The 12,408-nt window shown below is 64.1% G+C and carries 9 protein-coding genes; 1 reads left to right on the top strand and 8 read right to left on the bottom strand.

What is annotated here, in order from left to right; all coding sequences use genetic code 11:
• Nucleotides 1-63: 63 nt before the first annotated feature.
• Complete coding sequence (locus tag BUC24_RS09535; protein WP_083598799.1) at nucleotides 64-1,572, bottom strand: FAD-dependent oxidoreductase; 1,509 nt, start codon at nucleotides 1,570-1,572, stop codon at nucleotides 64-66.
• A gap of 10 nt (nucleotides 1,573-1,582) precedes the next feature.
• Nucleotides 1,583-2,044 carry a MarR family transcriptional regulator gene (locus tag BUC24_RS09530; RefSeq protein WP_083598798.1) on the bottom strand — a complete coding sequence of 154 codons (462 nt, stop codon included), beginning with the start codon at nucleotides 2,042-2,044 and terminating at the stop codon, nucleotides 1,583-1,585.
• 52 nt (nucleotides 2,045-2,096) lie between these two features.
• Between BUC24_RS09530 and BUC24_RS09525 the strand changes: the two genes are divergently transcribed.
• Entirely contained in the window at nucleotides 2,097-2,471 is a 375-nt protein-coding gene (locus BUC24_RS09525) for a cupin domain-containing protein (protein ID WP_073214244.1), read from the top strand.
• A gap of 8 nt (nucleotides 2,472-2,479) precedes the next feature.
• Here the strand turns inward: BUC24_RS09525 and BUC24_RS09520 are convergent, their stop codons facing one another.
• The 6 genes from BUC24_RS09520 to BUC24_RS09495 form a co-directional block, all read right to left on the bottom strand.
• Entirely contained in the window at nucleotides 2,480-5,611 is a 3,132-nt protein-coding gene (locus BUC24_RS09520; protein WP_073215059.1) for an efflux RND transporter permease subunit, read from the bottom strand.
• 14 nt (nucleotides 5,612-5,625) lie between these two features.
• Nucleotides 5,626-6,816: an efflux RND transporter periplasmic adaptor subunit gene (locus BUC24_RS09515; RefSeq protein ID WP_073214241.1), complete on the bottom strand. Its 1,191-nt coding sequence runs from the start codon at nucleotides 6,814-6,816 to the stop codon at nucleotides 5,626-5,628.
• Nucleotides 6,816-8,075: a TolC family protein gene (locus BUC24_RS09510; protein WP_073214239.1), complete on the bottom strand. Its 1,260-nt coding sequence runs from the start codon at nucleotides 8,073-8,075 to the stop codon at nucleotides 6,816-6,818. Before BUC24_RS09510 ends, BUC24_RS09515 begins: the two co-directional genes overlap by 1 nt.
• A gap of 79 nt (nucleotides 8,076-8,154) precedes the next feature.
• Nucleotides 8,155-8,493 carry a hypothetical protein gene (locus BUC24_RS09505; RefSeq protein ID WP_143167445.1) on the bottom strand — a complete coding sequence of 113 codons (339 nt, stop codon included), beginning with the start codon at nucleotides 8,491-8,493 and terminating at the stop codon, nucleotides 8,155-8,157.
• Nucleotides 8,494-8,742: 249 nt separating this feature from the next.
• On the bottom strand, nucleotides 8,743-10,860 hold the full coding sequence (locus BUC24_RS09500) for a C1 family peptidase (protein ID WP_083598797.1): 2,118 nt from the start codon (nucleotides 10,858-10,860) through the stop codon (nucleotides 8,743-8,745).
• A 181-nt stretch (nucleotides 10,861-11,041) separates the two neighbouring features.
• Entirely contained in the window at nucleotides 11,042-12,394 is a 1,353-nt protein-coding gene (locus BUC24_RS09495) for an MFS transporter (protein WP_073214234.1), read from the bottom strand.
• Nucleotides 12,395-12,408 lie beyond the last annotated feature (14 nt).

Raw genomic sequence — 12,408 nt, 5'->3', positions numbered from 1 at the left:
TACACGGAATGTCACTTTGCTAAAATTTATAAATCAACAGGACCGTGTGCCGTGTTGCGATGGTTACCGTTCGGGCAGCCAGTAACGCGCGACCACGTGTGCCAGCGTGCCTGTATCGACGCCGGCATCACAGGCCCAGGCGACAATGCCGTCCGGGCGAATCAGCAGCGCACCCAGTCCCAGCTGGTCATGCGCGCGCGCGGCCAGGTAACGGATCTGCCCGCGGTAGCCACGCACCAGCGCATCGCCTGATCGCAGGCCGCCAAAGTCAAGCAGCAGCGCGCGCCCGTCGCGCAGCAGTTCGCCCACCGTGGCGCCCGTGTCCAGTGCAAAATTGGGCACGCTGTGACCGTCCAATGGGTGCCCATCGCCCAGATCGAGCCGGGTGCCGATCCCCCAGACCCGGCCGGCAATATAGGTGGCGCCATCAACAGTCTGCATCAGGTCCGACACAATGGCGCGCAAGGCATTCGCCTCGGGTGTGGGTGTCATCAGCACCGCCTGGGCGCGCGACCAGTCGAGTACACGCATGCCAATCGGATGCCGCTCGCGCTGATAACTGTCGAGCAGACCGGGAGCTGCTGTGCCATGCACGGTGGCGGCCAGCTTCCAGCCCAGGTTCATCGCGTCCCCAAGGCCGAGATTCAAGCCCTGCCCGCCCAGAGGCGCATGAATGTGGGCCGCGTCCCCGGCCAGCAGAATGCGCCCGTCGCGATACTCGGTGGCCTGGCGCGCGCGGTCGGTCCAGGTGCTGGCCGTATGCAAGGCTGCGATGGTGGCGTTGCTGTTCGAGACGCGGCGCAGCACTGCCTGCACGTGCTCGAGCGTGCACAAACCTGTGTCGTGCGCGGCGCCGCCATCGAATTGCTGCATCACCAGAAAGCCCGGCTGCGACTGGAAGTACATGCCGTTCGAGGTCAGGTTGCGTCCCGGTGCCAGGACACTCGGATCGGCCAGATCGGCCTTGATGGAATAGCCCGTAAAACTGGGCTCGGTCCCGGCAAAGGTGAAGCGCCCTGCCTTGCGCACGGCGCTGCGGGCGCCGTCGCAACCGACCAGCCAGCGCCCGCCGAACGCGGCGCTGTCGGTGAAGACTGTGACCGCGTCCTCGCTCTGGCTGATCGCCGTCACGGCCTGCCCGCGCTTGATGTCCACGCCCAGCTGCGCGGCGCGGTCAGTCAGTACGGCTTCCAGCGCCGCCATCTCGGACATCAGGCTGGTCGGCGTCGATGTGGGCAAGCGATAAGGCCATTGCGTGCTGTCGATGCGGTCGGCGTTAAAGCCGATGCCGGCGAAGTGCCCGGCCTGGCGTGGTGCCTGTGCCTGCGCTTCTTTGCTGAAGGGATGCGCGCGGCGCTGCGGTGTGTCCAGTGCATTGAGAAGATCGCGCCGATCCAGGGCTTCCAGCGTGGGCGCTGACAATCCCCTTATCCCAAAAGGAAATTGCTTGAACGGCGAGACGGGATCGGCTGCCTTTTCAAGAACCAGGACCGCGCACCTGGCCAGAGCCAGCTCGCAGGCCAGAAACAGGCCGACCGGGCCGGCGCCGGCAATGATGACGTCGTATTTCATATGGATGACCTTAGAACGGACGCACCAGCGCCATGCCATCGGCACTGGCGCCGGCGTAAATTGCTTCGAGAATGCGGCGCATGCTGGCCACCTGTTTGTCGCCGAACCTTTCGGCCAGGTCGCGTTCATACTGAATATGGAAGCGCTGCGCTTCGGCCATGGCCGCCAGTGCACGCGCCGTCAGCGCCAGGCGCTTCATGCGGCCGTCGCCCGGCTCCTCGTGGCGCTCGACGTAACCTTTCGCCTCCATGTCGTTGATGACCTTGAGCGCGCCTTGCGCCGTAATGCCCAGATTGGACGCCACTTGCTTCAGGCTCAGCGGCTTTTCCTTGAGCATGCGAAACACGTAGCCGAACGAGGAGCCAAGATCGTCATACCCTTTCTTCGCCAGTACCTTGTGCAGCTCGGTCTTGAACACCCCGAAGCCGACATTGAGCAAGATGCCAAAATTAATTTCCGCTTGCGTCGACATTTAATTCACCTCAGTTTATAATCTTTGGTGAATTATATAACAGGAAACCCCCATGCCATTTATTGCTCATCACGACGCCCCCGCCTTCAGCCTGCACGGCGCCAGCTTTACCGGACTTGCCTCGCCCACGCGCGGTGCCACAGAAACTGCCGTCTGGCTGGTCGCGCTTGCCCCGGGAACGCCGGGCACGCCGCATCAGCTCACACGCGAAGAAGTGTTCATCGGCCTGGAAGGACAAGCCAGCGCCACTGTGGGCGACGAAACCCACGAGATCACGCCTGGCAGTGCCTTGATCGTGCCGGCCCATACCACGTTTACAATCAACAACCACTCGGACGCGCCGTTCCGGGCAGTCGCCGTACTTCCCGTCGGTGGCCAGGCCATGCTGGCCGGGCAGGCGCCGTTCACGCCACCGTGGGCAGCGTGAACGGCAACTCAGGCCTTGCGGCGGTGCGCCAGCAAATACATCAGCGGCAATAGCAGCAAGGTCAGTGCCGTCGATGACAGCACCCCGCCGATCACCACGGTGGCAAGGGGACGCTGCACCTCGGCGCCTGTGCCGGTGGCAATCGCCATCGGCACAAATCCCAGCGATGCAACCAGCGCCGTCATCAATACCGGCCGCAGGCGCGCCAGTGCCCCTTCGCGCACGGCCTGATCAAGCGCCATGCCCTGCTCGCGCAATGCGCGGATGAAGGCGATCATCACCAGACCGTTCAGGACCGCCACGCCGGACAGCGCAATAAAGCCGATGGCCGCCGAAATCGACAAGGGAATGCCGCGCAGCGCCAGGGCAAACACGCCGCCGGTCAACGCGAACGGAATGCCGCTAAATACCAGCAAACCATCCTTGGCGTTCTTAAACATGAGGAACAAGAGGGCAAATACCAGCGCCAGGGACGCGGGAATGACCAGTTGCAGGCGTCTGGCGGCATTTTGCAGATTCTCGAACTGGCCACCCCAGGCCGTCCAGTATCCAGCTGGCAGAACCACCTGCTTGATGATTGCCGCCTGCGCTTGCGAGACGAAGGAACCGATATCGCGCCCACGTACATTGGCGGTAACCACCACGCGCCGCTTGCCCTGCTCCCGGCTCAGCTGGTTGGGTCCGGGCGCGGTCACAAAGCTGGCAATCTCGCCAAGGGTAATGTAATTCGATCCCTCCTCGCCGGGCGAGCGCTTCGGTAAGGGCACGGGCAAGCGCTTGAGCGCTTCGATATCGGCACGCACCGCTTCCGGCAAACGCACCACGATGGCGAAGCGGCGGTCACCTTCAAACATCACACCCGCTTCGCGCCCGGCAGTTGCTGTGGCAATCATTTCCTGTACTTCGGCGATGTTCAAACCCAGGCGCGCGGCACGCTCGCGGTCGATTTGAATCTGCAGCATCGGCAAGCCCGTACTTTGCTCTGCTTTCACTTCCACCGCGCCGGGAATGCCGGCCAGGGTCGCTGCCAGCTCGGCCGCCTTGGCGTTCAGTACGTCAAGGTCGTCGCCAAACAGTTTGATGGCCACGTCGCTGCGCACGCCGGAAATCAATTCATTGACGCGCAACTGAATTGGCTGGCTGAACTCGTAGCTATTGCCCGGCAATTGCTCGACCGCGTCGCGTATGGCCAACAGCAGTTGCTCGCGCGATTTACGCGGCTTGGGCCAGTCCTTCTCTGGCTTGAGCATGATGTAGCCGTCAGAAATGCTGGGCGGCATGGGATCGGAGGCAATTTCCGCCGTGCCCGTGCGGGCGAACACGGTGGCAATTTCCGGGAACCCGGCCATCAGCGTTTTTTCAATCTGTTGCTGCATCTGCACTGACTGCGCCAGGCCCGTACCGGGAATGCGGATCGTGAGAACGGCAAAATCACCTTCGTTGAGGTTAGGAACGAACTCGGTGCCCAGGCGCGTGCCAAACAGGAGCGACAAGCCCAGAAGAATGGCAGCTGCCGCAGCCGCGACCGGACGGTTCTGCATCACGTACTCGAGACAGCGGGCGTAGTGCCGCTGCGCGTGGTGCATCAGCTTGCTCTCGCCTTCTTTGACCGAGTCGCCAATAAACAGTGCCACCGCCGCCGGAATGAAGGTGACCGACAGCAGCATCGCGCCCAGCAGCGCGGTCACGACGCTGAACGCCATCGGATGGAACATCTTGCCCTCAATGCCAGACAGCGTGAAGATGGGCAGATACACGATCATGATGATCAGCTGCCCATAGATCAGGGGGCGCCTGGTCTCGGCGCTGGCGGCAAATACGATGTCCAGGCGTTCCTGGCGACTGAGCTGGCGGCCCAGGCGCTGCTGCTCATGGGCCAGGCGGCGCACGCAATTTTCTACAATCACGACAGCGCCATCGATGATGATGCCGAAATCAAGCGCGCCCAGACTGAGCAGGTTGGCACTGACGTTGTTGGCCACCATGCCCGAAAAAGTAAACAGCATGGACAAGGGAATCACCATGGCCGTGATCAGGGCCGCGCGCAGATTGCCCAGGAAAAGGAACAGGACGGCAATCACCAGGACCGCCCCTTCCAGTAGATTGCGCTGTACCGTGGCAATTGCCTTTTCCACCAGGATGGTGCGGTCGTACACCGTCGTCGCGCTGACGCCGGCGGGCAGGCTGCGGTTGATCTCCACCATCTTGCGGTCTACCGCCTGCGATACGGCGCGGCTGTTTTCGCCGATCAGCATGAAGACAGTGCCCAGCACCACTTCCTTGCCATTGCGGGTGGCAGCGCCAGTGCGCAATTCCGCGCCAATGCCTACCTCGGCCACATCGCGCACGCGGATCGAGGTGCCGGCGATGGTTGCCACGACGATGTTGCCGATGTCGTCCATGGAGGCAACTTGACCGGGCGCCCGCAGCAGGTACTGCTCGCCCTCCTTCTCGATATAGCCGGCACCGACATTGGCGTTGTTGCGCTCGAGGGCGTTGACCACGTCGGCCAGATTCAAGCCGTGCGATGCCAGCCTGGCCGTGCTGGGGGCCACCAGGTATTGCTTGTCGTAGCCGCCAATCACATTAATTTCGGTCACGCCCGGCACGTTGCGCAACTGCGGCTTGATGATCCAGTCCTGGATTTCACGCAGATCGGTCGGGGTGTAGGCGCTGCCGTCGGCCTTTTTTGCGCCCGGCGCCGCGTCCACGGTCCACAGGTAAATCTCGGACAAACCAGTGGCGATCGGGCTCATGGTTGGCGTCAATCCCGCCGGCAATTGCGCGCGCGCGTCCTGAATGCGCTGGGCCACCAGCTGGCGGGCAAAATGGATGTCGGTGCCATCCTTGAACACCACCGTGATCTGCGACAGGCCATACCGCGACAGCGAACGCGTGGACTCCAGCCTGGGCAGCCCCGCCATCACCGATTCGATCGGGAAGGTGATGCGCTGCTCGGTTTCAAGGGGCGAATAGCCGGGCGCGGCGGTGTTGATCTGTACCTGGACATTGGTGATGTCAGGCACGGCATCAATGGGCAGCTTCTGGTAGTTGACCACGCCCAGAACGGCCATGGCAGCGACAATGCACATGACCAGCCAGCGCTGGCCGATGCTTGTTTGTAAGATGCGGTTGAACATGCCGGTCGTCTCCATCAGTCGTCGTGTCCGGCAGCGCCCTTGCCCTGCTCTGCCTTGACGGTAAAGCTGTGGGCAGCGGCGTAGACTGCGCCGGCAGGCACGCCGGACAGGATTTCAACCAGGCGCCCGTCGGAGCGGCCCAGCACCACCGTGCGCGCCACGAAGCCCTCCTGCACGCGGCAGTACACCACCTGCTTGCCATCGAGCAGCTGAATCGCTTCCTTCTCGACCGCCACCGGCACGCTGGCTGTGCCGGTCACCACGTCGACATCCACAAACAAGCCCGGCCGCCAGGCCAGCGCCGGGTTCTCGATGACCACCCGTGCCCGTGCAGAGCGGGTTTGCTCACCGATCATGGCGCTGACGAAACTGACCTTGCCCTTGACCTGGTCCTGGGTCGCAGCCGAGTGCAACAGCGCCTCGGTGCCGACCCGCACAATGCCCAGGTCCTTGGCGGGCACCACCACCTCGGCCCACACCGTTTTCAGGTCCGACAAGGTGAACACTTTGGTCTGCGCGCCGACCGCCTCGCCCACGGCAATATGCTTGTCCACGATCATGCCGTCGAAGGGCGCGCGCAGCGCCAGGCGGTTAAACGGTCCACTGGCGTCGCTGTCCGCGCCAAAGGCAAGCAGCTTCTGGCGCGCATTTCGAACAGCAATGTCGGCTTCCTGCCAGGCTTGTTCCGCCTGGAGATAGTCCTGGCGGGCCGAAATCTTGTCCTCCCACAGCTGTTTTTCGCTCAGGTAGATGGTGTGGGCAAGCTGGGCGCGCTTGATGGCCGCTGCCAGCGCACTGCGCTGTTCGGAAATGTCGGCGCTGGCCAGTACCGCCAGTACCGTTCCCTTGCGCACTTGCTGGCCCAGATTGACGTGGACGTTTTCGACGATGCCTTCCACGCGTGGGGTCACGTGGGCGGTGCGGTCTTCATTGAACTTGATTTCGCCCGGCATGCGGATAAAGGTCTCCAGGCGGGCTGGGCCGGCGGTGCGCAGCGCGATATCGGCCGAGCGGATCTGGGCATCGGTGAATGCGATGATTTGCGGTCCGTGCTGGTCGTCAGCATGGCCTGCTTCATGTGGCGCTTCGTGCGGCGCTTCTGCATGGGGTGCGCGCGCCAGGCGGTCCCGCACGAGCACGCTGGCGCCGAGCGCCAGGGCGGCGGCCAGCATGATGCCAATGGTGATGGTTTGACGCTTGTTCATTATTTATCCTGAATGGAAATGCTGCTATTCGATGGCGCAGTCGGGCCGATCAGCGCAGCAAGCTCGGCCGCAGCGCGGTGCGCTTGCGAGATTGCGCGCAGATGCAGGGTTTGCGCTTGTACATGGCTGCGCTGGGCGTCCAGCACATCGAGAAAGCCGAACTTGCCTGCCTCGAAGCCTTTGCGCGTGGCGTCATAAGCGGACGCGGCGCCGGCCAGGACGTCCTCGCGCAGGACTTGTTCTTCGGCCAGCGCCGCTTGCAGACGGGTCGCCGCTTGCAACGCCTCGGTCAGCAAGCGCTGGCGCGTCGCCGTCACGGTGGTTTCGGCCTGTTCAACGCGCAATTGCGCTTCGCGGATGGCGCCTTGATGGCGGTCGCGCAATGGCAGCGGCAACGATAGGCCAAGGATGGTTTGCCGTTCCTGGGCCAGGCCTTCGCGGCGGGTGCCAACGATCAGTCCGATGGTGGGCATGCGGTTGGCCCGCTCCAGACGCACGGCAGCGCCGCGCACGGCCAGTTCCGCCCCAGCGCCCTGCATGGAGGGACCTTCCAGCAGGCGCGCGGCAATTTCCTTATCGTTGGGTACGACTGGCAAGGCGGTCTGCGGGGACGCCAAGCGCACGGAAGGATCGGGCGCCGCGCCGGACAGCAACGCCAGGGTCAGCATGGCTTTGCCAAGCTCGCTGCGCGCTTGAATGGTCTCGATTTTCAAGTGGGCGTGGGCCAGTTGGGCACGCGTTTCGTCGACCGGGGAAACCTTGCCTGCCTTGACACGGCGCTGCGTACTGAGCGCCGTCTGCGCGCCCGATTGCGCGGCGCGCTCGGCCAGCGCCAGTCGCTGTTGCGCCAGGTAGGCATCGTGATAAGCGGCAATCGTCTCCGCCTGAACGCGCAGAACGCCTGCGGCCAGTGCAAGCTCGGCGACGGCCAGGTCTGCCGCTGCGGCATCGACGCGCGCGCTGCGCTTGCCGCCGAGCTCAAGCGGAATGGACAGTTGCCAGCTGCGCGCGCCGCCCTGGGCTGCGTCGCCTTCGCGTAGATAGTCCAGGGTCGGATTGGGGGATAGGCCGGCCTGCTCAGCGCGTGCCTGCAATGCGGCAAGCTCGAGCCTGAGCCCCTGCAGTTCGCCATTGCTGTGCACCGCTTTGGTGACCAGGGCGGGCAGCGTCACCGTTTGCTCTGGGGCAGCGTCATGCGCCTGCCCGCTTGCCGGCGCCGCCAGGGCGGCCGCCAGCAAGGTCAATAATATTGCCTTCATGGTGAAACTCCGAGTGAAAACGATGAAAATCGATGGCAAAAGCCATGCACGGCTGCTGCTGCAGCCAGTCGGAGGAAGGTCAGGCCGCTAGATCGGGCCGGGGGACTAAATCAGGAATGAAGGAATGGATGGGGGCGTCCGGATGGACCGGCGGCGCGCTCGTTTGCGCGAGCAAGGGGGCGGCGTGGGTCGCGGGGAAGCAGGCCGAGCCGGCATGCTGGCAAAAATCGCAGCTGACGCAGCAATCGTCGCTGGCAGCATCCGGCACGGCCGCGGTGTGGCCGGATTCGAACGCTGTGTCCAGTTGCTGCGAGGTGCTTGCGCGGCCCGGCATGCAGCAGCCATCCACCGCCGCCAGGGTTGCTTGCAGCGGAAGGATGAACATGAGCAGGATGGCGAGTAAGCGTCGGAACAGCATGGTCGCTATTATAACGTTGGCAAGGCCGTCTTGCCGTGATACAGGCAAATCCGCAATCCGCCCCCTTCGCGCCGCGGTCAGATGCACATCGTCCTCGCGCAGGCGGGGACCTATAGCAAATACGAAGCACCACATAGCATGCGTGCTATGGGGCTGGGGCATGCCCCAGCACCTGCGCGAGGACGATAGGTTAAGGCTACCGCTTATTGATGCGTCATGGGCCAGTCCGTGGGGACGCGGCCTGTCTGTTTATGGATGACTCCTGCGGGTCTGTTCGTCAATTGCCAGCCGGATGCTCGACAAATGGGTCGCCGATGCGGCAAACGATATGGCATCTTCCTTGATCGCTTGCGGCGCGGCACCACTTTGGGCACTGGCCAGTATGCGCATGAAGGTGGAACGCACCGTGGCCGCGTCGTCATCGAAATCGCCGTGCTTGCGCGCCGTTGACGCTGCCATTGATTCGGGACCGTCGTTGTTGGGCGCCACGACCAGTTGCGCATTGCTGGTCGCGAACAGCGTCTTCAAACCTTCGTCCGCGCGGATGGTCTTTTCCATACCCAGGATGGGTACGCCCTCGCGGAAGCCCGGTATGCGGGCGCTGTCTTCAAACGCGTTTGACACCAGATACAGCAGCGACTTGTTGTAGATATTGGCGCAATCGTCCTTCTGCTCAGCCTTGTCGTTCAGGCAGAACAGCGAGAAGTTGGCGATGGCGCGCGACTCGATGGCCGGCCGGTAGCTGTCGTCGAACAGTTTGACGGTGCAGGCCGGTGCCCACATGGTGCAAGTCGCCAGCGGCAGGCCGGCGCCCACCCTGCCCTGCATGGGCCCGCGCGCTATGCTGCCTGCCGTCGTCCACAACTGCACCAGCGGCGCCAGAATGATCGATCCAGCACTGTGCGAGACCAGGTGCAGTTCCAGATCGGGGAAGGTTTCCTTCAACTTCAGCAAGTGGTCCAGCACCAGGCGAACTGCGCCTTGCCCGCTGCTGGCGGCAAGCGCATTTTCCTTCATTTCGCTCCAGGCCATCTTGCCGCTCAGGGCACGCGCCAGCGGTTCGAGCGCATCGTCGAGCCGGTCCAGCATGAAGTCCTTGGCGCGGTCGAGCAAGCCTTCCGGACGGCGCCGGCGCACGGCGTCCTGCAGCACGTTCGTCACCGTCGACCAGTAGTCGGTGTGCCACATCAGCGCCAGGGGGAACACGCCGGCTTCCATCAGGGCGCGCCGGTATTCGGCCACGCGCTGCACGGCGGCCGCTTCGCCCACCAGGCCACCGTGGGCAAATAGCAGCAGACTCTTGCGCTTGTTCGCCTTGAGAAACTGGGGAATGTCCTGCTCGAAAATGGTGGCCAGTTCGCGCTCGGTGGTACCGTAATCGCCGCCCGGCTTGAGCAAGCCTTCGTTACCAATGCTCACCAGATGGGGGCGCAGTTCCGCATACGAGTAGGCCGCTGACTGGCCGGATGCGGCTGCATGCGCGGTGGCAAACGAAACCGGATTCGACAGCACCACAGGTACCCCGAGGCGCGCCACCCACACATCAGTGCCGTTCTTGAGCCAGTCGTCGTAGCTGATCTGGGCCAGCCCTTTGCGCCCCCACTCCTTGCCCCAGGAATTCTGGATCCAGAAACCCTGGGCGTCATACGCAACAATGGCAAACGCGTGGCCGCCCAATGCCTTGTCGCTGAGCTTGATTTTGCCGTCCGGGCCCACGTTCTGCCAGCCTTCGTGCACATTGGCGGTGGCGTACAGCACGCCAACCTCGGCAATGGCGGCATGCATGGCAATCAGGTCGAGGTGGTTGACACGGAAATACGCCCCCAGCGGCCGGCGCTTGGCTTCGCTCATGCGTTTCTGGTTGAACCCGTCGTTCTTGGCTGCCACGACCTTGTAGGCCCAGTCGGATTCGGCGCACACGCCATGCTTGTTCCAGCCTTTCATTGCACCGCGCGCACTGGAGCCGGAGTAGGCTTCGCCTGGCCATTCGTCATAGCGCCGCGCCAGTTCGTAAAACATGCGCGGACTGACGCAGTTGCGGTCCGGCACGCACACGCGGCGCGCCAGCAGATAATTGGCCACCGTGGCCAGGCCGAAGCCAGTGCAGGCCCCTTCCTGGCCTTGGTCCAGCACGGGGATCTTATGCTTGAGGAAGTCTTCCACCGGGACCACGGTCGGCACTTCGATCAAGGTCGGGGTGTACATCTTGTCGCGAAAGTCGAGCGTGTCCGGGCGCGCGTTGAAGATGCGGGTGTTCGATGCCGCCTTTTTCTGGCCCGATGCCTTGCGCGCCGGCGCCACGGGCGACTTGGCCCGGGCTTTCACGGTTGCCTTCGAAATGCTGCCCTTGCCAATTGCCTTTGCCATGTCGCGCCCCTGCAATGTTTGATCGAAATCACAAGTCTGCGCGCAAATTTGGCCTGAGAAACTCGCAGTTTGTCACGCGAGTGAAGAACAAACACTTTGTCCCGCCGCGGCGTGGCCCGGCTGGGGCAAAAGCCCCAAACGGGCGCGCCACGCACGGACAACCGCCCTGCCTTCCATGTGGCTACGGCTTGGCGCGGCGGCGCGCCAGGCCCATGACCAAGCCGATAGTGATCAGTCCGCCTGCCCACGCAAACACGCGCTGCAAGCCGGCGTGCGGCCCGCTCGCGCTGGCGAACAGGACCCCGGCTGCCGCCGCGCCACTGATCAACCCCAGGTTGCGCGCCATGTTCAGCAGGCCCGATGCCAGGCCACGCTGACCAGGCGCGGCCTGGCCCATGACATCGGCATTGTTGGCAGTCTGGAACAAGGCATAACTGGCTGTCAGCAGGCACAGCGGCGCCACGTAGCCAGCCAGCCCTGCTGCCGGCGGCAGTAGGACAAACAGGATGCACGCAAGCAGCATCCCAACCAGGCCGGCCGCGACCAGCGCCGCGCTGCCAAATCGATCGACCAGTCTGCCTGCTGGCCAGGCACACAGCGCGGAGACCAGCGGGCCGCTCGACATGGCCAGGCCGGTGGCCGCCGCCGTCAAACCCACAGCACTGGTAAGGTAAAACGGTCCCACCACCAGCGTGGCCATGACCACAGCGGACACCATGGCGCTCATGATGGTGCCTGCGCTCATGGTGCGAGTGCGCAGGAGCGCCAGTGGCAGCAAGGGCTGCGCGGCGGACATCTGGCGCCGCAGAAACAGGCCCAGGGTCATGGCCGCCACCAGCAACAAGCTGGCGCGGCTGGCGCTCAGGGCAAACGCGTACATGCCCAGCGTCAGCGCCAGCCACACGGTGCCGGCGAAGTCGAACGCGGCAAGCGCGCCTGCGCGCGCAGGCGGCACGGACGGCAGAAAGCGGCGCACCAGCACCAGCGCCAACACGCCAAGCGGCAGGTTGAGCAGGAACAGCGCTTGCCAGCCGTAAGCGGACAGGAGTGCTCCGCCCAGGGAAGGACCGAGCGCCGTGCCGATGGCGGAGGTGGTGCCCAGCCAGCCCATGGCGCTACCGCTGCGGCCATGGGCCGCCACATCAGCCACCATCGCCAGGCTGAGCGCCATCATGATGGCGGCGCCCAGGCCCTGCGCGGCACGCGCGGCCACCAGCAGCGGCAAGTCCGGTGCCGCCGCACACAGCAAGGCGCCGGCAATAAACACCAGCAGGCCACATTGCAGCAGGCGGCGCCGGCCCAGCAGGTCGCCCAGGCGCCCCATGCTGAGCACCAGGGTCGTGACCGCCAGCAAGTAGGACAGGACAATCCACTGTACCGGGGCCACCGCGACGCCGAATTGCTGTGCCAGCGTGGGCAGGGCGATGCTGATACTGCTGGTCCCGAGCGACGCCAGCAGCATGGGCAGCGCCAGGGCGGCCAGGGCGCCCGCGGGGGAAGTGTGCGGGTGCAAGGTGGGGACGGCGGTTTTCATGGGGCGCTCCTGCA

The sequence above is a fragment of the Massilia sp. CF038 genome, from assembly GCF_900129765.1.
In the GTDB taxonomy this organism is placed as follows: domain Bacteria; phylum Pseudomonadota; class Gammaproteobacteria; order Burkholderiales; family Burkholderiaceae_D; genus Telluria_A.
The sequence above is the reverse complement of the archived record's forward strand: the minus strand, read 5'-3'. Positions and strand labels throughout refer to the sequence as shown.